Origin of the sequence: Mycolicibacterium fallax (assembly GCF_010726955.1) — a bacterium.
In the GTDB taxonomy this organism is placed as follows: Bacteria; Actinomycetota; Actinomycetes; order Mycobacteriales; family Mycobacteriaceae; genus Mycobacterium; species Mycobacterium fallax.
Window position 1 is genome coordinate 1,553,601 of the sequence record NZ_AP022603.1, and the last position, 20,406, is coordinate 1,574,006.

A 20,406-nucleotide genomic window follows, 5' to 3' on the forward strand; every position below is an offset into this window, starting at 1 on the left:
GGCTAGTTGAGCCGCAGTTCCCCGGCGGCCCGGACCTGATCGGACTGGTGCTTGAGCACCACGCCCATGGTGGCGGCGACGGTGGCGTCGTCGACGGTGTCCATGCCGAGGGCCAGCATGGTGCGGCCCCAGTCGATGGTCTCGGCGACCGACGGCAGCTTCTTGAGCGCCATCCCGCGCAGCACCCCGATGATCCGGACCAGCTCAGCGGCCATCCGCTCGGGCAGCTCGGGCACCCGGGACAGCAGGATCTCGCGCTCCAGTTCGGCGTCGGGGAAGTCGATGTGCAGGAACAGGCAGCGCCGCTTGAGCGCCTCGGACAGCTCCCGGGTGGCGTTGGAGGTGAGCACCACGAACGGTTTGCGGGTGGCGGTGATGGTGCCCAGCTCCGGGACGGTGACCGCGAAGTCGGAGAGCACCTCCAGCAGCAGGCCCTCGATCTCGATGTCGGCCTTGTCGGTCTCATCGATCAACAGCACGGTCGGGTCGGTGCGCCGGATCGCGGTCAGCAGCGGACGGCTCAGCAGGAACTCCTCGCTGAACACATCAGTGCGGGTCTGGTCCCAGCCCTCGGCCTGCCCGGTCGCGGCGGCGTGCGAGCCGGCCTGGATCCGCAGGATCTGCTTGGCGTGGTTCCACTCGTAGAGCGCCCGGGCCTCGTCGACGCCCTCGTAGCACTGCAGCCGGACCAGTCCCGAGCCGGTTGCGGCGGCCACCGCCCGGGCCAGTTCGGTCTTGCCGACCCCGGCCGGGCCCTCCACCAGCAGCGGTTTGCCCAACCGGTCGGCCAGGAACACCGCGGTCGCGGTGGCGGTGTCGGCGATGTAGCCGGTCTCGGCGAGCCGGCGCACCACGTCGTCGATGTCGGTGAACAGTGGCGCGGTGGTGGCGGGGGTGTCCAACGGGTCTCCTGGCGGGCTGGGGCGGCGCGCGGCCGCCGGGGTCGTGCGGGGTGTCTAGACCGCGCGGATCTGGCCGTCGCCCCAGACAATCCACTTGGTGGAGGTCAGCTCGGTCAGACCCATCGGGCCGCGGGCGTGCAGCTTCTGGGTGGAGATGCCGATCTCGGCACCGAAACCGAACTGCTCGCCGTCGGTGAAGGAGGTTGCGGCGTTGACCATCACCGCGGCGGCGTCGACCCGGTCGGTGAACCGCTGGGCGGCGGCCAGGTCCCGGGTGACGATCGCCTCGGTGTGCCCGGTGCCGTACTCGTTGACGTGCGCGACGGCCGCATCGACCCCGTCGACGACGGTCACCGCGATGTCCAGCGACAGGAACTCCGCGCGCAGCTGTTCCTCGGTCGGCTCGGTGTGCACGGTGACCCCGGCGGCGGCCAGCGCGCCGAGCAGCCGGGGCAGCGCGGTGTCCGCGATCGCGGCGTCCACCAGCAGCGACTCGGCGGCGTTGCACACCGACGGGCGCCGGGTCTTGGAGTTGATCAGGATCCGCTCCGCGACGTCGAGGTCGGCGTCGGCGTGCACGTAGACGTGGCAGTTGCCGGTGCCGGTCTCGATGGTGGGCACCAGGGCGTCGCGGACCACCGCCTCGATCAGCCCGGCGCCGCCGCGCGGGATGGCGACGTCGACCAGGCCGCGGGCCTGGATCAGGTGCGTGACGGTGGACCGGTCGGCGGCCGAGAGCAGCGCCACCACGTCGGCGGGCAGGTTCTCCCCGACCAGCGCGTCGCGCAACGTGTCCACCAGCGCGGCGTTCGACGACGCGGCCGAGGAGCTGCCGCGCAGCAGCACCGCGTTGCCGGACTTCAGGGTCAGCCCGAACGCATCGACGGTGACGTTGGGGCGGCCCTCGTAGACGATGCCGACCACGCCGAGCGGAACGCGCTGCTGGCGCAGCCGCAGGCCGTTGGGCAGGGTCCGGCCGCGCAGCACCTCGCCGATCGGATCGGGCAGGCCGGCCACCTGGCGCAGGCCGGCGGCGATGCCGTCGACGCGCTGCGGGTTCAGCGCCAGCCGGTCCAGCATCGCCTCGGAGGTGCCCGCCGCCCGGGCGCGCTCCAGATCTTCGGCGTTGGCGGCCAGGATCGAGGCGGCCGCACCGAGCACGGCATCGGCGGCGGCGTGCAGCGCACGGTCCTTCACCGCGGTGCTCAGCGTGGCCAGCTCCCGGGATGCGGCGCGGGCCCGGCGGGCGGCGGCGTGCACCTGCTCGCGGAGGTCTGCCTGCTCGCGCAGGTCCACCTGCTCCCGGCGGTGCACCTGCTCGCGGCGGTCACTACCGGCGACGGTCTCGGCGTGGGCGGTCATCCTCGCAGCTTAGCCAATCAGGCGGGACGGTGAATGACCAGCGGGAGCACCGCGGCGGCCCCGCCGTCGCGCAGGTGCGCCGCGGCAACGGTGACCGGCCAGCCGGTCGAGCTGGAATCGGCGACCAGCAGCACGCAGCGGCCGGCGATCGCGTCCAGCAGCGCGTCGTCGACCCCGATCGCCGAGCGCCAGTGCGCGGCCTCCCCGGCCCCGGCGGTGTCCCGCCCGGGCGGGTCCCCGGCGGCGACCGGCATCCTCGCCCGGGCCAGCTTGCCGACCTCGGCGATCCGATCGGCGACCGGGCCGACCGGGGTGTCCGATCCGGTCAGCGACAGCGCGACCACCACCTCGGGGCGCGCGACCCAGTCCCGGCGCCACCGGCCGAGCGCACCGACCGCCGCCTCGGCGAGCTCACCGAGCGCACTCGCATCCCCGGCCCGGGCGGCCGGGATCACCCCGGTCCATTCCGGGGCGTCGGCGTGCACCAGCACCCGGCCCGGTTCGGCCGCCAGCTGCGCCGGGATCCGGCCGCGGGCGCCGAACGCGCCGCCGGGCCACATCTTGCGGGGCTCCAGCACCGCGGTGTTGGCCCGCAGCGCGCGGGCAACGGTGCGGGCGGTGTCCTCGCCGGCCGGTTCGCCCAGCGGGTCCGGGACGTGGCCCAGGCACACCGAGCATTTCCCGCACGCATCGGCCTGCGGGTCGTCGAGCGACTCGGTCAGCAGCGCCATCAGGCAGCGCCGGCCGCGGGTGTAGTCGGCCATGATGTCGGCCTCGCGGCGGCGGGTGGCGACGATTCCGGCGTAGTGCTCGGCGTCGTAGTGCCAGGGCTGGCCGGTGACCCGCCAGCCACCGTCGACCCGCTGCACCGCCCCGTCCACGGCGAGCTGCTTGAGCATCAGTTCGACCCGGGTGCGCCGGATCCCGGTCGAGGCCTCCAGCGCGACCGCCGAGGCGGGCTCCAGGCCGGAGGTCGATTCGTCGGCCAGCGCGCCGAGCAGGCCGGCCATCTGGTCGGGGTCGGGGATGGTGGCGGTGGCGAAGTAGTCCCACACCCCGGCGTCGGCGTCCGAGGGCAGCAGCGCCACCACCGCGTGGTCGATCGCCCGCCCGGCGCGGCCCACCTGCTGGTAGTAGCTGACCGGCGAGGGCGGTGAGCCGATGTGCACGACGAAGCCGAGGTCGGGCTTGTCGAACCCCATGCCGAGCGCGGAGGTGGCGATCAGCGCCTTGATCTGGTTGTCCCGCAACGCATCTTCGAGTCGGGCGCGGCTGTCCGCCTCGAGCTGGCCGGTGTAGGCGGCGACCTTGGCGTCCGGGTCCACCGCGTGGATGGCGTCGACGAGTCGCTGGGCGTCGGCGACGGTCAGCACGTAGACGATGCCGGAGCCGGGCAGATCATCGAGGTGCCGGGCCACCCAGGCGTAGCGCTGCAGCGGCGACATCGTCGGCAGCACGTTGAGCTGCAGCGAGCGCCGGGCCAGCGGTCCGCGCAGTACCAGGGTGGCCTCCCCCAGTTGGGCGGCGACGTCGGTGGTCACCCGGGCGTTGGCGGTGGCGGTGGTGGCCAGCACCGGGGTCTGCGGGTTGAGCCGGGTCAGCACATCGGCGACCCGGCGGTAGTCCGGCCGGAAGTCGTGTCCCCAGTCCGAGACCGCGTGCGCCTCGTCGATGACCAGCAGCCCCATGTTGCCCTCCAGCGCGGTCAGCACCCGAGCACCGAAGGCGGGGTTGGCCAGCCGCTCCGGGGACACCAGCAACACGTCGATCTCCCCCGCGGCCAGCTGCGCCTCGATGGCGTTCCACTCGTCGAAATTCGAGGAGTTCAGCGTGGCCGCGCGCAGGCCCGCTCGGCCCGCCGCGGCGACCTGGTCGCGCATCAGCGACAGCAGCGGGGAGACCACCAGCGCCGGGCCGGCGCCCTCGGCGCGCCGCAGCGCGGTCGCCACCCAGTACACCGCCGACTTGCCCCAGCCGGTGGCCTGCACCACCAGCACCCGGGCCCCGGGTTCCAGCAGCGCCGCGATCGCGCTGTCCTGGTCCGGCCGCAGCACGGCCCCGGGCCCGGCGAGGGCCTCGATGACCTCTCGGGACCGCTGCGCCCGGTCGCCGGTCAGGGTCTGCGTCATCATCTGCCTCCGCTCGGGGTGCTCGTGCACCACGACGGTATCGGCCGGCTCCGACACCGCGATCCGGGCCGGGGAACCCGCCCCCCACCCTCGGTCCGCTGGCTACGCTGAGCCGGTGCCGAGGGTCACCGTGGTGGGCAGCGTGAACATGGATCTGGTCTTCGACGTCGCCGAACTGCCCGGGCCCGGGCAGACGGTGCTGGCCACCGACCTGCGCCGCAGCCCCGGCGGCAAGGGCGGCAATCAGGCGGTGGCGGCCGCCCGGGTCGGCGCGACGGTCACCCTGGTCGCGGCGCTGGGCTCGGACGGCACCGGCGACGCGCTGGCCGCGCATCTGCGCGACAACGGGGTCGGGCTCGACGGGGTGGTGCGTCTGCCGCTGCCCAGCGGCACCGCGGCGATCCCGGTGTCCACCGCCAACGCGGAAAACATGATCGTCGTCGCCCCCGGCGCGAACGCCCACCTGACCCTTGACGATCCGCGGCTGCGGGAGATCGTCGCCGCGGCCGACGTGGTGTTGCTGCAGTTGGAGATTCCGGTGGCGACCGCGCTCGCGGCGGCCCGGCAGGCCCGCCACGCGGGCGCGGCGGTGATCCTCAACGCCTCCCCCGGCGGGGCCGACCCGGCGGCGCTGGCCGAGCTGGCCGCCGTCGTCGACGTGGTGGTGGTCAACGAGACCGAGGCCGCGCAGTGGCGGTGGCCGGTCCCGTATCTGGTCACCACCCGGGGCGCCGACGGGGTCACCGTCCTCAGCGACGCGCGGCGGTTCGAGGTGGCCGCGCCGCCGGTTGAGGCCATCGACACCAGCGGGGCCGGCGACGTGTTCGCCGGGGTGCTGGCGGCGAGCTGGTGTGCGATGACCCCGGAGCGCGCGGTGCGCCGCGCCGCGGCGGCCGGCGCGTTGGCCACCCTGGTTCCCAGCGCCGGAGATTGCGCGCCTACCGACGAGATGATCAAGGATGTGCTCGCCCGATGAACTACCCCGCGATTGCCGTCGTACTGTTGCTCATCTTCGGCGCCCTCGGCTTCGGGTGGCGCAGTTGGCGGCAGTTCCGCCGCACCGGATCGACCGGGTTCAAGGGCGTCAGCGGGTCGGTGGGCTCGGTCGAGTGGCTCGCCGGCGCGGGTTTTCTGCTGGCGATCCTGATCGCGGTGGCCGCACCGGTGCTGCAGTGGGCGCAGCTGCTGGCTCCGGTGCCGGCGCTGGTCGCCCCGTGGCTGCAGGCCATCGGGATCGCCCTGGCGATCGCCGGCAGCTGCGGCACCGTCTACGCGCAGATCGACATGGGCGACTCCTGGCGGATCGGGGTCGACCCAGGCGAACGCACCGCGCTGGTGCGCACCGGGGTGTTCGGCCGGGTCCGCAACCCGATCTTCACCGCGATGCTGGTGTTCGGTGCGGGCATCGCGCTGGTCACCCCGAATGTGTTGGCGCTGATCGGGTTCGCGCTGCTGCTGGTCACCATCGAGCTGCAGGTCCGGGTGGTCGAGGAGCCGTATCTGGCCCAGGTGCACGGCGAGCCGTACCGCGACTACACCGCCACCGTCGGCCGGTTCATTCCGGGCGTCGGGCGCTCCCCCAGCCGCTGAGCCTCAGGCCCCGCGCGGGATGTCCCGGTCGATCTCGGCCAGCCAGATCCGCGCGGACAGGTCCGAGGGCGCACGCCAATCTCCGCGCGGGGACAGCGATCCGCCCGCCGAAACCTTCGGGCCGTTGGGCAGGGCGGAACGCTTGAACTGGCTGAACGCGTAGAACCGCCGCGCGAACACCGTCAGCCAGTCCCGAATCTCGTTCAGGCCGTACTGCGTTCGCCGCTCCGGCGGGTAGCCGGGCGGCCAGTCGCCGGCCTCGGCGTCGCGCCAGGCATGCCAGGCCAGGAACGCGATCTTGGCCGGACCGAACCCGTGGCGCAGCACCTGGTACAGCGAAAAGTCCTGCAGCGCATAGGGCCCGACCGTCGCCTCGCTGCTCTGCACCGGCTCGCCCGCATCGGTGGGCACCAGCTCCGGGGTGATCTCGGTGTCGAGCACGCTGGTCAGCACCTCGCCGACCTCGGGGCCGAACTCGCGTTGGCTGATCACCCACCGAATCAGGTGCTGGATCAGGGTTTTCGGGACGCCGCCGTTGACGTTGTAGTGCGACATCTGATCGCCGACGCCGTAGGTCGACCAGCCCAGCGCCAGCTCGGAGAGGTCCCCGGTGCCCAGCACGATGCCACCGCGCTGGTTGGCCAGCCGGAACAGGTAGTCGGTGCGCAGCCCGGCCTGCACGTTCTCGAAGGTGACGTCGTAGACCTTCTCGCCGCGACCGAACGGATGGTCCATGTTGGCCAGCATCAGCGCGGCGGTGTCGCGGATGTCGAGTTCGGCGAAGGTCACCCCCAGCGCCTCGCTCAGCGCGATGGCGTTGTTCTTGGTGTGCTCACCGGTGGCGAATCCGGGCATGGTGAACGCCAGGATGTCGCTGCGGGGGCGGCCCTCCCGGTCCATCGCCCGGGCCGCGACGATCAGCGCGTGGGTGGAGTCCAGGCCACCGGAAACCCCGATGACGACCTTCGGATAGTTCAGTGCCCGCAGCCGTTGTTCCAGTCCGGACACCTGGATGTTGTAGGCCTCGTAGCAATCCTGTTGCAGCCGTGCCGGATCGGCCGGCACGAAGGGGAAGCGTTCCACCGCGCGGCGCAGCCCGATGTCGCCGTCCGGCGGGTCAAGGGTGAACTCCACCCGGCGGAACCCCGCAGCGGTGTCCGCCGCATGGGTGTCCGCCTCGTCGATGCCGTGCCGGCGGCGATTGTCGTCGAAGGTGCCCATCCGCAGCCGCTCGGAGCGCAGCAGCCCGGTGTCGATGTCGGCGACGCTGCGGGCCGCGCCGCGCGGGAAGCGCGCCGACTCGGCCAGCAGCCGGCCGTTCTCGTAGATCATCGTCTGACCGTCCCAGGCCAGGTCGGTGCTCGACTCGCCCTCCCCCGCGGCGGCGTAGACGTAGCCGGCCAGGCAGCGCGCGGAGGCCGAGGACACCATCAGCTTGCGTTGCTCGGCGCGGCCGACGGTGATCGGGCTGCCGGACAGGTTGGCCAGCACGGTGGCACCGGCCAGCGCGGCCCGCGCGCTCGGCGGGATCGGCACCCAGATGTCCTCGCAGATCTCCACGTGCAGCACGAAATCCGGCAGATCGGCCGCCGCGAACAGCAGGTCGGGCCCGAACGGCACCTCGGCGCCCGCCACCCGGATCGTCGCGCGAATGTCGTCGCCGGGGGCAAACTGGCGCCGCTCGTAGAACTCTCGGTAGGTCGGCAGGTAGGACTTGGGCGCCACACCCAGGATCCGGCCGCGGTGGATCACCACGGCGGTGTTGTAGATCCGGTGCCGAAAGCGCAGCGGTGCGCCGACCACCAGCACCGGACGCAGCTCCGCCGAGGCCCGCACCAGCTCCGCCAGCGCCGCCTCCACCGCGGTCAGCAGGGTGTCCTGCAGCAGGATGTCGTCGATCGAGTAGCCGGTCAGCGTGAGCTCGGGGAAAACCGTCAGCGCGACGCCGTCGTCGTGGCAGTCCCGGGCGGTGGCGAGCACCGCCGCGGCGTTGGCGGCCGGGTCACCGATGGTGGTGTGCAGGGTGCTGGCGGCGACCCGCACGAATCCGTGTCGGTAGGCGGAAAAGAAGTCCACCCGCAGATTGTCTCAAAGTGCCGGGGTGCCGGGGTGGCTGCGCCGGAAACGGCGGCCCGGCGCGCCGTTCAGCGGCCCGGGCTCAAGATCCCGGAACGCAGCGCCGCCCCGATGTTGGACATCACCCGGTCCAGCAGCGCCGAGTAGTCCGCGCCGTTGTCGAGGAAGCGGCGCATCCCGTTGCGGATCAGGTACGCGTCGACCCGGCGATCGATGGGCCAGTTCGCGTACGTGCGTCCGGTGAACTCCGAGCGCAGAAACTTCCACGCCACCTCATCGATTTCCCCTACCGGCATTGCAACCCCCTGCGCACTCGGCTGCCGACTCCCATACTGCCCTCGGCCCAGCCGCCATCCTAGTGACAAAAGTCATCACCGGACCAAATTGTGTCCCAACAAACAGCGGGTGGTTCAGTACGCAACGAGATCGTCGGCATGCACGACGGGACGTCGCAGCTCAACGGGCAGATCCGCGGTCGAGCGGCCCAGCATCAACGCCAATTCGGCGGCGTCGTAGGCCACCACGCCCCGGCCCACCACGGTCCCGTCGGGACCGCGCAGTTCCACCACATCCCCGCCGTGGAAATACCCCGCCGCCTCGGTCACCCCGGCGGGCAGCAGCGACCGGCGCCGCTGCCCCACCGCCCGGACCGCGCCCTCGTCGAGGGTGAGCGCCCCGGCGGCCTCCGCGGCATACCGCAGCCAGAACCGCCGCGCCGACATCCGGCGGCCGCGCGGGGCGAACACCGTGCCGACGGAGGCATCCGAGAGGGCGGCCTCCACCTGCGCGGCCGCGGCCAGCAGCACCGGCACCCCGGCATCGGCGGCCAGCAGCGCCGAGGACAGCTTGGAGACCATGCCGCCGGTGCCCAGTCGGCTGCCGGTCCCGGCGATCACGTCGGCGAGGTCCTGCGGCCCGGCGACCTCCGGGATGAATCGGGCCGGCCGATCCGCGGTGGCCTTGCGCGGATCCCCGCTGTAGAGCCCGTCGATGTCCGACAGCAGCACCAGCGCGTCCGCACCGACCAGGTGCGCGACCAGCGCGGAGAGCCGGTCGTTGTCACCGAACCGGATCTCGTTGGTCGCGACGGTGTCGTTCTCGTTGACGATGGCCACCGCGTGCAGCGCGCGCAGTCGGTCCAGCGTCCGCTGGGCATTGTTGTGCTGGGATCGCATCGCCACGTCGTGGGCGGTCAGCAGCACCTGCCCGACGGTTCGGCCATAGCGGTGAAAGGCCGCGCTCCAGGCCCGGATCAGGGCCACCTGCCCGACGCTGGCCGCGGCCTGCTTGGTCGCCAGATCCTTGGGCCGCTTGGACAGCCCGAGCGGCTCCATGCCCGCGGCGATGGCGCCGGAGGACACGATGACCACGTCCGAGCCTGCCGCCATCCGAGCCTCGATGGCGTCGGCCAGACGCTGCAGCCGGGCGGTGTCGAACTCGCCGGTCGGCGTGGTCAGCGCGGTGGTGCCGATCTTGACGACGACGCTGCGCGCGGTGCGGACCGCGGCACGATGCACGGATTCGGCCACCGGAACCTACTCGGCCTCGTCGTCGCGGGAGGCCCGGCGATCCCGGCGCGCGGCCTTACGCTCGGAGGCCCCGACCCGGTCGGTGCGCTCCAGCCGGGTGTCGGTGCCGCGGCCGGACGGCGTGACGTCGACACCGGCGGGGGTCTGCGGTTCCCAGTCGAAGGTCATGTCACCGATGGTGACCGTGCACCCCGGCCGCGCCCCCTGGCGCAACAGTTCGTCCTCGACACCGAGGCGGGCGAGCCGGTCGCCGAGATAGCCGACGGCCTCGTCGTTGTCGAAGTTGGTCTGCGCGATCCAGCGTTCCGGGCGCGAACCGCGCACCACGAAGCCACCCATACCGTCGGGCCGGACCTCGAAGGACTTCTCGTCGACCGGGATCGGCCGGATCACCGGCCGGCGCGCCACCGGCGGGGGCAGCTCGGCGCGGTAGGCCGACACCATCTCCCACAGCCCGAAGATGAGCGGCCGCAAACCGATTCGGGCCACCGTGGAGATCTCGTACACCGGCCAGCCGCGGGCCTCGATGTCCGCGCGGACCAGCTCGGCCATGTCCTTGGCATCGGGCACGTCGATCTTGTTCAGCACCACCGCCCGGGGCCGCTCGGCCAGGTCGCCGAGCACCGAGTCGCCCTGCAACGTCGGCTGATAGGCGGCCAGCTCGGCCTCCAGCGCATCGATGTCGGAGACCGGATCGCGGCCGGATTCCAGTGTGGCGCAGTCGATCACGTGCACCAGCACCGCGCAGCGCTCGATATGGCGGAGGAAGTCCAGGCCCAGGCCGCGGCCCTGCGAGGCACCCGGGATCAGCCCGGGCACGTCGGCCACGGTGAAGGTGTGTTCGCCGGCGGACACCACCCCGAGGTTGGGCACCAGGGTGGTGAACGGGTAGTCGGCGATCTTGGGTTTGGCGGCCGAGATCGCCGACACCAGCGACGACTTGCCCGCCGAGGGAAATCCGATCAGGCCGACGTCGGCGACGGTCTTGAGTTCCAGGGTGAGGTCGCGTTCCTCGCCCTTCTCACCCAGCAACGCGAAGCCGGGCGCCTTGCGGGCCCGCGAGGCCAGCGCGGCGTTGCCCAGCCCGCCGTGGCCACCGGCGGCCGCCTCGAATCGCGTTCCGGCGCCGACCAGATCGGCCAGCACCCGGCCCTGCGCGTCGACGACGACGGTGCCGTCGGGGACCCGGACCTCCAGGTCGGCGCCCGCCGCGCCGTCGCGGTTGCTGCCCTGGCCCTGCTTGCCCGAGGGTGCCACCACGTGCGGGTGGAAATGGAAGTCCAGCAGGGTGTGCACCTGCGGGTCGACGACGAGCACGATGCTGCCGCCGTTGCCGCCGTTGCCGCCGTCGGGTCCGCCGAGCGGTTTGAACTTCTCGCGGTGGACCGACGCGCAGCCGTTACCACCGGAACCGGCCCGCGCGTGGATCACGACGCGGTCGACGAACCGGGGCATGCCAGGTCCTTTCACCGGTAACGCCAGGGTCCGGATTCGCGTCGCAAATGCGCCCTGGCGTTACATTCGCGAAAAGGTCAGGCCTCGACCGGAAGGATGTTGACGGTCTTGCGGCCACGCTTCACGCCGAACTCGACCGCACCGGCGGCCGTGGCGAACAGCGTGTCGTCGCCACCGCGGCCGACGTTGACGCCCGGGTGGAAGTGGGTGCCGCGCTGGCGGACCAGGATCTCGCCGGACTTGACGACCTGGCCGCCGAACCGCTTGACGCCGAGTCGCTGAGCGTTGGAGTCGCGACCGTTCCGCGAGCTGGAAGCGCCCTTTTTGTGTGCCATTGCTAGCTCCTGTGAGTCTGTTCGAAGTCGGTGTGGGGCAGCCCGGGTGGGACTACTTGATGCCGGTGACCTTCAGCACGGTCAGCGGCTGACGGTGGCCCTGCCGCTTGTGGTAGCCGGTCTTGTTCTTGAACTTGTGGATCCGGATCTTCGGGCCCTTGGTGTGCTCCAGCACCTCACCGGTGACGGCGACCTTGGCCAGCGCGTCGGCGTCGGTGGTGACGGTGGCGCCGTTGACGACCAGCGCGACCGGCAGCGAGACCGAGCTGCCCGGCTCGGCGTCGAGCTTCTCCACCTTGACGATGTCACCAGCGGCGACCTTGTACTGCTTGCCGCCGGTCTTGACGATCGCGTACGTGGCGTTCTCAGTGGCCATCGAGCTCATTCCTTCGGTGCGTCTTCTCACGGGGCGCGCGCCACCCGGGGGCAGCGTGCGCGGGTCTTGGGGGTGCGGGAGCGGTTACCTCCCGCCGGCTGCGGGCCCAGGGCCTACAGACAACTGCTCAAGGTTACGTGACCAGCACGGAGGGGGGCAAATCGCCCCCGGTTCCGCTCAGCCGGCCGGCGGTCCGGCCGGCCGGGCGGCCGCCCGGCGGCGGGGCCGCCTGGTCACCGGGGCCTGCCGGGCCGGTTCCGGCGTCGGGTCGACGGCCTGCTCATCATCGTCATCATCGTCATCGTCGTCGTCATCGTCGTCGTCGTCATCATCGTCGTCGTCGTCATCGTCGTCATCGTCGTCATCGTCGTCATCGTCGTCGTCGTCATCGTCGTCGTCATCGTCGTCATCGTCGTCGTCGTCGTCGGAGTCATCGTCGTCGTCGGATCCGACGTCGATGCTGACGACCTCAAGCTCGTCGTCGTCGACATCCTCGTCATCCTCATCGAGGTCGACCTCGATGTCCTCGTCGGCATCGTCGCTGTCGTCGGCGTCGCTGTCATCGGCGTCGCTGTCATCGGCGTCACTGTCGTCGGCGTCGGAGTCATCGGCATCGGAGTCATCGGCATCGTCGAAGTCGGCGGGCTTCCCGTCCGACTCGACACCGCGCGCACCGTGCTGCTCGTCGGTGACGGTCTCGTCCTCGGCGTGCTCGTCATCGTGCTCGCCGTCGTGCTTGCCCGCGGCTGCCATCGCCTTGAACATCGGGTGCTCGCCGGCGGGATGCACCGGCACCTTGACGACCGCGGCCTCCTCGGGCTTGGCCGCGGCGGCCTTGCGCCCACGCTTGCTGCGCCGGCTGGGCTCGCTCTTGCGGGCGGCCGGCGCGGCGGAATCCACCGGATCGGCGTGCATCATGATGCCCCGGCCGGCGCAGTGCGTGCAGGTGCTCGAGAAGGCCTCGATCAGCCCGGTGCCCAGCCGCTTGCGGGTCAGCTGCACCAGCCCCAGCGAAGTGACCTCGGAGACCTGGTGGCGGGTGCGGTCCCGGCCCAGCGCCTCGGTGAGTCGGCGCAGCACCAGATCCCGGTTGGATTCCAGCACCATGTCGATGAAGTCGATCACCACGATGCCGCCGATGTCGCGCAGCCGCAGCTGGCGCACGATCTCCTCGGCCGCCTCCAGGTTGTTCTTGGTGACGGTCTGCTCCAGGTTGCCGCCCGCACCGGTGAACTTGCCGGTGTTGACGTCGACGACGGTCATCGCCTCGGTCCGATCGATGACCAGGGTGCCGCCCGACGGCAGCCACACCTTGCGGTCCATCGCCTTGGCGAGCTGCTCGTCGATCCGGTGCACGGCGAACACATCCGGCCCGTCCGGGGCGGCCGGTTCGTGCTTGGTCAGTCGCGGCAGCAGTTCCGGCGCCACCGATCTGACGTAGCCGTTGATGGTCTCCCAGGCACCGTCGCCGGACACCAGCAGGCCGGAGAAGTCCTCGTTGAACAGGTCACGGATGACCTTCACCAGCACATCGGGCTCTTCGTAGAGCGCCACGGCGGCGCCGGCGGCGTTTGCCTTGGTCTTGGCCGCGGTCGCGTCGATCTCGGCCCAGCGCTCCTGCAACCGGTTGACGTCGGCGCGGATGTCCTCTTCCTTGACCCCCTCGGAGGCAGTCCGGATGATCACGCCGGCGTCGGCGGGCACCACCTCGCGCAGGATCTCCTTGAGCCGCTGCCGCTCGGTGTCGGGCAGCTTGCGACTGATCCCGGTCGACGACGCCCCCGGCACGTAGACCAGGTAGCGGCCGGCCAGCGACACCTGGGTGGTCAGCCGGGCACCCTTGTGCCCGACCGGGTCCTTGCTGACCTGCACCACCACGTAGTCACCGGGCCGCAGCGCCTGCTCGATCTTGCGGTTCGCGCCGCCCAGTCCGGCGGCCTCCCAGTTCACCTCGCCGGCGTAGAGCACGCCGTTGCGGCCGCGGCCGATGTCGACGAACGCCGCCTCCATCGACGGCAGCACGTTCTGCACGATGCCGAGGTAGATGTTGCCGACCAGGCTGGCCGAGCCCGCCGAGGTGACAAAGTGCTCGACGACCACGCCATCCTCGAGCACCGCGATCTGGGTGTAGCGGGCGCCCTCGTGCGGCGGTTCGGTGCGAACCTTGTCGCGCACCACCATGACGCGCTCGACCGCTTCGCGGCGGGCCAGGAACTCGGCCTCGCTGAGAATCGGCGGCCTGCGGCGGCCGGCGTCACGCCCGTCGCGGCGGCGTTGCCGCTTGGCCTCCAGCCGGGTCGATCCGCTGATGCCCTGGATCTCGTCGTCGGAGCCGCCGCGCTGGGACCGGCGCGGGGCCCGCTCATGCACGACGGTGTTCGGCGGGTCATCGGGCGAGCCGGAGTCGCCGTCGTCGTCGGAGCCGCCGGTCTTGCGCCGGCGACGGCGGCGACGGCGTTTGCTGGCGCCCTCGCCGTTGCCGTTGGCCTCGCCGCCATCGCCATCGCCGTCGTCGGAGTCACTGTCGGCGGCCTGGGCGCCGTCCTCGGTCTGGGCGGCCTCGCCGTCCTCGGCGTCGGTGGCGTCGTCACCGCCGGCGGAGTCGCCGTCGGTGGAGTCGTCGGTGGAGTCGTCGCCGCCGCGTCCACGGCCGCGGCCACGGCGTCCGCGCCGACGCCGGCGGTTCGCGGGTTTGCCCTGGTCAGCATCCTCGTCGGAGCCGTCTTCATCACTGGCTGAGTCGTCACCGGAGGACTCGGAGGCGCCGGCGTCGGTGGAGCCGGCGTCCGCGGCGGACTCGTCGGTGTCGCCCTCGGAGTCCTCAGAACCATCGGCGTCCTCGGCGTCCGCGGGCTCGTCGTCGACGGCCCGGCGCTCGACGGGCTGCGGCGCCACGAACAGCGGCAGGTAGTCGGCCGGGGCGGCCTCGGCCGGCGGCGGGGTCTCCAGCATCAGCCGCGACTCGGGTTCGGCGGCAAGTTCGACGGCCGCCTCCGCGGCGCCTTCGACCGCGGCCTCGACGGCCGCGGCGGCCGCCGATTCGGCGGCGGCCAGCACGTCGCGGACCTTGAGTGCCTCGGCGCGGACCACACTGGAATGCGCGCTGCGGGTCCGGCCGTCGAGCTCGACCAGGGCGTCGAGCACCCGGCGGCTGGTGGTGCCGAGCACCCGGGCCAGGGAGTGCACCCGAAGCCGCTCGGGCAGCTCATCCTCCAGCGGTGCGGGTTGCTCCGGTGCGGCGCCGGCCTCGGGAGCTGTCTGCTCGGGAGCTGTCTGCTCGGACGCTGTCTGCTCGGACGCTGTCTGCTCGGACGCCGCCGCCTCGGGCGCTAGGTCTGCCTGCGGTGCGGCGTCGGTGTTGATGTCGTCGGGGGTATATGCATCGTCGTGCACGTAAGTCTCCTCTAGCCCCCGGGCGCGTCGAGGAGACGCGGCCGCGCGAGGGCCTGGCTGTGAGCCCGACCGGGAGGCCGGGCTTGTCGTGGTCTCGCCCCGGGCAGCTCTTGTGAAGCCCACCCGGTGCCTGGGTCGGGTGCAGGTCGTGACGGCCCGCGCCGCACCGCCGAAACGATGGTCGCGCTCGTCTGAACCTTCACTCGGGATTCCGCCGCCGGCCAGGATGTCCGGTAGCGACGTTCACCAACGCCCAGTATCCCACACCCGCGTCAGCGGATTGACCAGGCCGGGCCGAGACTAAAGCGCGGGGAACCAGAGCGCGATCTCGCGCGCCGCCGATTCCGGCGAGTCCGAGCCGTGGACCAGGTTGTACTGGGTCTCCAGGCCGAAGTCCCCGCGGATGGTGCCGGGCACCGCCTTCTCGACCGGATCGGTACCGCCGGCCAGCTGGCGGAACGCGGCGATGGCGCGCGGCCCCTCCAGCACAGCGGCCACCAGCGGCCCGGAGGTGATGAACTCCAGCAGGTCACCGAAGAACGGCCGCTCGGCGTGCTCGGCGTAGTGGGCGCGGGCCACCTCGTCGGCGACGTTCACCAGCTGCAGGGCAACCAGGGTGAGGCCTTTCCGCTCAATGCGGGCGAGGATCTCGCCAACCAGCTTGCGCTCGACGCCGTCGGGCTTGATCAACACCAGGGTCCGCTCAGTCACGGCGGAAAGCGTAAGGGAATACCGCCGCACCGCCAAACCGCGGGCGCCGGGCGCTACTGCGGGCGTTGCTGGCTGGGCAACAGGCCGAGCCGCTGCCGGCGCAGCACCTCATGCCGCAGGTAGCCGATCAGCAGCCACACCCCGGCGAACAGCAGGCCCATGAACCCGACGGCCGGGTAGATCAGCCAGCCCGCGATCAGCACGAGTTGCACCGCCAGGTTCGCCCAGAACGCCCACGGCTTGCCCTGGATGCCGGCCATCAGGAACAGCAGCACCGCGAAACCGATCAGGTACCACCGCGATCCGGCGGTCAGTCCCCCGCCCACGGCGCCGACCACCGGCAGTGCCAGCAGCACGACGATGGCCTCCAGGATCAGCGTGCCTGCCATCACACCGCGGAAGCTCTTCCACGGATCGGCGGCCGGCGGTGCGCTCGCCGGCTCGTCGCGGCGCGGTTGGTCAGCGGGGCCGGTCATGACGGATCCTTCCCGAACAGGGTGCGGGCGGCGCCCGCGGTCACCACCGAGCCGGTGATGACGATGCCGGCGCCGGACATCCCGGTGTCCAGGCCGGATTGCTCCACCAGGGCCGTCGCGGCCTCGATCGCGTCGGCCAGGCCCGGGGCGGTCAGCACCCGGTCGGTGCCGAACCGCTCGACGGCCAGCGCGGCCGCGTCGTCGATCGGCAGCGCCCGCGGCGAGCCGTTGCCGGTGATCACCACCTGGTCGAAGACCGGCTCCAGCGCCTCCAGGATGCCGGCGGCGTCCTTGTCGGCCAGCACCGCGATCACCCCGACCAGGAACCGGAAGTCGAACTCCTCGGCCAGCGTGGCGGCCAGCGCGGCGGCCCCGGCCGGGTTGTGCGCGGCGTCGATGAACACCGTCGGCGCGCTGCGCATCCGCTCCAGCCGGCCCGGGCTGCGGACCGCGGCGAACCCGGCGCGCACCGCGTCGACGTCGAGCTGCCGGTCGGCGCCGGCACCGAAGAACGCCTCCACCGCCGCCAGCGCGATCGCGGCATTGTGGGCCTGGTGAGCGCCGTGCAGCGGCAGGAAGACCTCGGAGTAGACGCCGCCGAGCCCCTGCAGTTCCAGCAGCTGCCCGCCGACCGCGGTCCGGCGGGCCAGCACGGCGAACTCCGAGCCCTCCCGGGCGACCGCGGCGTCGGCCCTGATCGTCTGGGCGAGGATCGCTTCCATCGCCGCCGGGTCCTGCTCGGCGATGACGGCGACGGTCTCCGGGCCGTCGGTGGCGGCGGCGATGATGCCGGCCTTCTCCGCGGCGATACCGGCCAGGTCCTCGCCGAGATAGTCCACGTGGTCACGCGAGATCGGGGTGATGACGGCGACCGGCGCGCCGATCACGTTGGTGGCGTCCCAGCGGCCGCCGAGGCCCACCTCGACCACCGCGATGTCGACCGGGGCGTCGGCGAAGGCGGTGAAGGCCATCGCGGTGAGCACCTCGAACTTGCTCATCGCCGGGCCCGGCTCCCCCAGCGCCCCGGACCGGGACTGCTCGTCGATCATCTGGACGTACGGCTCGATCTCCCGGTAGATCTCCACGTAGCGGGCCGGCGAGAGCGGCTCGCCGTCGATGGCGATGCGCTCCACCGCCGATTGCAGGTGCGGGCTGGTGGTCCGGCCGGTGCGCCGGTGCAGCGCGGTCAGCAGCGCGTCGATCATCCGGGCGACCGAGGTCTTGCCGTTGGTGCCCGCGACGTGGATCGCCGGATAGCCGCGCTGCGGGGAACCCAGCAGCTCCAGCAGCGCCGAGATCCGGGTCAGCGACGGTTCGATCTTGGTTTCCGGCCAGCGCTGGTCGAGCAGATGCTCGACCTGCAGCAGCGCGGCGATCTCGTCGGGGCTGGGTTCGGCGCGGGTCATCGCAGCGCGGCCAGCCTGGCGGTGATGCGTTCGACTTCCTCGACCGCCACCTCGTGCCTGGCCCGGATCTTGGTGACCTCGGATTCCGGCGCCCGGGACAGGAAGGCCTGGTTGCCGAGCTTGGCCGAGGCGCCCGCCAGTTCCTTCTCCGCGGCGGCCAGCGCCTTGTTCAGCCGGCGCCGCTCGGCCTCGACGTCGACCGAGCCGGAGGTGTCGAGCTCCACCAGCACGGTGGCGTCGGCGAGCCGGACCTCGATGGAGGCCGTCGGGGTGAAGGCATCGGCGCCGGCGGGTTCGGTCAGCCAGGCCAGCGCCGACACCGCGGGCAGCTGGCTGGCGATGTCGGCGGCCTCAATCCCGGAGAGCCGGGCCGGGACCTTCTTGCGGTCGGCCAGACCCTGGTCGCTGCGGAACCGCCGGATCTCGGTGACCAGGTTCTGCATATCCGAAATGCGTTTGGCGGCAACCGGATCCGACGGGATGCCGGAGGCCTGCGGCCAGTCCGCAACCACCAGCGACGGGCCCGCGTCGCCACGGGTCAGCGCCAGCCACAGCGTCTCGGTCACGAACGGCATCACCGGGTGCAGCAGCTTGAGCAGGGCGTCGAGCACCGTGGCCAGCACCGCGGTGGTGTGGTCGGACTCGGCGCGCCCGGCGTCGACCGCCGCGTAGATCTGCACCTTGGCCAGCTCGACATACCAGTCGCAGAACTCGTCCCAGGCGAAGTGGTACAGCGCCTCGCAGGCCCGGTTGAACTCGTAGGCCTCGAACGCCGAATCCACCTCGGCGCGAACCTCTTCGGCGCGTCCCAGGATCCACCGGTCGGCGTCGGTGAGCTCGGTCAGCGGCGGCAGCGGCGCCGGGGCCGCCCCATTCATCAGGGCGAACCGGGTCGCGTTGAACACCTTGGTGGCGAAGTTGCGCGACGCGCGGGCGTGGTCCTCACCGATGGACAGGTCCCCGCCCGGGCTCGCGCCGCGCGCCAGGGTGAAGCGCAGCGCGTCGGCGCCGAACTCGTTGACCCAGTCCAGCGGGTCGATGCCGTTGCCCTTGGACTTGCTCATCTTGGAGCCGTGCTCGTCGCGAATCAGCCCGTGCAGGAAGACATTCTCAAACGGCACCTGCGGGCGGCCGTCGGCGCCGGGGCCGGACAGCACGGCGTCGTCACCGACGAAGGTGCCGAACATCATCATCCGGGCCACCCAGAAGAACAGGATGTCGTAGCCGGTGACCAGCACGCTGGTCGGATAGAACTTCGCCAGCTCCGGGGAGGCGTCGGGCCAGCCCATGGTGGAGAACGGCCACAGCGCCGAGGAGAACCAGGTGTCCAGCACGTCGGGGTCCTGCTCCCAGCCCGGCGGCGGGGTCTCATCGGGTCCGACGCAGACCGTTTCCCCGTTGGGCCCGTGCCAGATCGGGATGCGGTGGCCCCACCACAGCTGCCGGGAGATGCACCAGTCGTGCATGTCGTCGACCCAGCCGAACCAGCGCGGCTCCAGGCTCTTGGGATGAATCACGGTGTCGCCGTTGCGGACCGCGTCACCGGCAGCCTTGGCCATCGACTCCACCTGCACCCACCACTGCAGGCTCAGCCGGGGTTCGATCGGCTCACCGCTGCGTTCGGAATGCCCCACGCTGTGCAGGTACGGCCGCTTCTCGGCGACCACCCGGCCCTGGGCGGCCAGCGCCTCACGCACCGCGACCCGGGCCTCGAAGCGGTCCATCCCGTCGAATTGGGTTCCGGTGTCGGCGATCCGGCCGGCCGCATCCATCATCGTCGGCATCGGCAGGTTGTGCCGCAGCCCGATCTCGAAGTCGTTGGGGTCGTGGGCCGGGGTCACCTTGACCGCCCCGGTACCGAACTCGGGGTCGACGTGGGTGTCGGCGACGATCAGGATCTGCCGGTCGGTGAACGGGTGCGCCAGGGTGGCGCCGACCAGGTGGCGGTACCTCTCGTCGTCGGGATGCACCGCGATCGCGGTGTCGCCGAGCATCGTCTCCATTCGGGTGGTGGCCACCACGATGTGCGGTTCGTCGTCGTTCATCGAGCCGTACCGGAACGACACCAGCTCGCCCTCGACGTCGGCGTAGCGCACCTCGAGGTCACTGATCGCGGTGCCCAGCACCGGCGACCAGTTCACCAGCCGCTCGGCCTGGTAGATCAGCCCGGCGTCGTAGAGCCGCTTGAAGATGGTGCGCACCGCCCGGGACAGGCCCTCGTCCATGGTGAAGCGGTCGCGGCTCCAGTCCACCCCGTCGCCGATCCGGCGCATCTGCTCACCGATGGTGCCGCCGGATTCGCGCTTCCACTCCCAGACCCGCTCGACGAACGCGTCGCGGCCCAGGTCCTGCTTGGACTGCCCGGCGGCGGCCAGCTGCTTTTCCACCAGGGTCTGGGTGGCGATACCGGCGTGATCCATGCCGGGCAGCCACAGCACCTCGAAGCCCTGCATCCGCCTGCGGCGGGTCAGCGCGTCCATCAGGGTGTGGTCCAGCGCGTGCCCCATGTGCAGGCTGCCGGTGACATTCGGCGGCGGCAGCACGATCGAGTACGGCGGCTTGGGGCTGGCCGGGTCGGCGGTGAAGTAACCGGCCTCGACCCAGCCGCGGTACAGCTCGGCCTCGACCGCCCCCGGATCCCAGGATTTGGGCAGGGACATCTCGGC

At 71.8% G+C, this 20,406-nt stretch carries 16 protein-coding genes; 2 read left to right on the top strand and 14 right to left on the bottom strand.

Translation table 11 applies throughout. The features are described from left to right. Nucleotides 1–2: 2 nt before the first annotated feature. The 3 genes from G6N10_RS07330 to G6N10_RS07340 are packed head-to-tail and all read right to left on the bottom strand — an operon-like array spanning nt 3 to nt 4,393. Nucleotides 3–902: an AAA family ATPase gene (locus tag G6N10_RS07330; RefSeq protein ID WP_085100397.1), complete on the bottom strand. Its 900-nt coding sequence runs from the start codon at nt 900–902 to the stop codon at nt 3–5. Between the two features lie 54 nt (nt 903–956). After that, on the bottom strand, nt 957–2,264 hold the full coding sequence (locus tag G6N10_RS07335) for a glutamate-5-semialdehyde dehydrogenase (protein ID WP_085100394.1): 1,308 nt from the start codon (nt 2,262–2,264) through the stop codon (nt 957–959). Between the two features lie 17 nt (nt 2,265–2,281). Further along, nucleotides 2,282–4,393, bottom strand: a complete 2,112-nt coding sequence (locus tag G6N10_RS07340) for a DEAD/DEAH box helicase (protein ID WP_109750635.1) — start codon at nt 4,391–4,393, stop codon at nt 2,282–2,284. Nucleotides 4,394–4,508: 115 nt separating this feature from the next. Between G6N10_RS07340 and G6N10_RS07345 the strand changes: the two genes are divergently transcribed. After that, entirely contained in the window at nt 4,509–5,369 is an 861-nt protein-coding gene (locus G6N10_RS07345) for a PfkB family carbohydrate kinase (RefSeq protein ID WP_263993357.1), read from the top strand. After that, nucleotides 5,366–5,983 carry a methyltransferase family protein gene (locus G6N10_RS07350; protein ID WP_085100383.1) on the top strand — a complete coding sequence of 206 codons (618 nt, stop codon included), beginning with the start codon at nt 5,366–5,368 and terminating at the stop codon, nt 5,981–5,983. Before G6N10_RS07345 ends, G6N10_RS07350 begins: the two co-directional genes overlap by 4 nt. 3 nt (nt 5,984–5,986) lie before the next feature. Here the strand turns inward: G6N10_RS07350 and G6N10_RS07355 are convergent, their stop codons facing one another. The 11 genes from G6N10_RS07355 to G6N10_RS07405 form a co-directional block, all read right to left on the bottom strand. After that, nucleotides 5,987–8,059 carry an NAD(+) synthase gene (locus tag G6N10_RS07355; RefSeq protein WP_085100380.1) on the bottom strand — a complete coding sequence of 691 codons (2,073 nt, stop codon included), beginning with the start codon at nt 8,057–8,059 and terminating at the stop codon, nt 5,987–5,989. A 68-nt stretch (nt 8,060–8,127) separates the two neighbouring features. After that, the gene (locus tag G6N10_RS07360; protein WP_085100377.1) at nt 8,128–8,355 is read right to left on the bottom strand and encodes a hypothetical protein; all 228 of its coding nucleotides are present in this window, start codon (nt 8,353–8,355) and stop codon (nt 8,128–8,130) included. Between the two features lie 114 nt (nt 8,356–8,469). Beyond that, nucleotides 8,470–9,588 carry a glutamate 5-kinase gene (gene proB / locus G6N10_RS07365; protein WP_085100374.1) on the bottom strand — a complete coding sequence of 373 codons (1,119 nt, stop codon included), beginning with the start codon at nt 9,586–9,588 and terminating at the stop codon, nt 8,470–8,472. A 6-nt stretch (nt 9,589–9,594) separates the two neighbouring features. Then, on the bottom strand, nt 9,595–11,043 hold the full coding sequence (gene obgE / locus G6N10_RS07370; RefSeq protein WP_085100371.1) for a GTPase ObgE: 1,449 nt from the start codon (nt 11,041–11,043) through the stop codon (nt 9,595–9,597). 77 nt (nt 11,044–11,120) lie between these two features. Beyond that, nucleotides 11,121–11,378, bottom strand: a complete 258-nt coding sequence (gene rpmA, locus G6N10_RS07375; RefSeq protein ID WP_085100368.1) for a 50S ribosomal protein L27 — start codon at nt 11,376–11,378, stop codon at nt 11,121–11,123. A 52-nt stretch (nt 11,379–11,430) separates the two neighbouring features. Beyond that, nucleotides 11,431–11,754 carry a 50S ribosomal protein L21 gene (rplU, locus tag G6N10_RS07380; RefSeq protein WP_085100789.1) on the bottom strand — a complete coding sequence of 108 codons (324 nt, stop codon included), beginning with the start codon at nt 11,752–11,754 and terminating at the stop codon, nt 11,431–11,433. Nucleotides 11,755–11,931: 177 nt separating this feature from the next. Beyond that, complete coding sequence (locus G6N10_RS07385) at nt 11,932–14,970, bottom strand: ribonuclease E (RefSeq protein WP_234810701.1); 3,039 nt, start codon at nt 14,968–14,970, stop codon at nt 11,932–11,934. A gap of 477 nt (nt 14,971–15,447) precedes the next feature. Then, entirely contained in the window at nt 15,448–15,858 is a 411-nt protein-coding gene (ndk, locus tag G6N10_RS07390) for a nucleoside-diphosphate kinase (protein ID WP_085100365.1), read from the bottom strand. A 53-nt stretch (nt 15,859–15,911) separates the two neighbouring features. Further along, nucleotides 15,912–16,334 (bottom strand): DUF4233 domain-containing protein, encoded by a 423-nt coding sequence (locus G6N10_RS07395; protein ID WP_085100362.1) that lies wholly within the window; start codon nt 16,332–16,334, stop codon nt 15,912–15,914. Continuing rightward, a complete protein-coding gene (gene folC / locus G6N10_RS07400; protein ID WP_085100359.1) occupies nt 16,331–17,740 on the bottom strand; it encodes a bifunctional tetrahydrofolate synthase/dihydrofolate synthase in 1,410 nt (469 codons plus the stop codon). The genes G6N10_RS07395 and folC overlap by 4 nt, the downstream gene beginning before the upstream one ends. Beyond that, the gene (locus G6N10_RS07405) at nt 17,737–20,400 is read right to left on the bottom strand and encodes a valine--tRNA ligase (protein WP_085100783.1); all 2,664 of its coding nucleotides are present in this window, start codon (nt 20,398–20,400) and stop codon (nt 17,737–17,739) included. The genes folC and G6N10_RS07405 overlap by 4 nt, the downstream gene beginning before the upstream one ends. Nucleotides 20,401–20,406 lie beyond the last annotated feature (6 nt).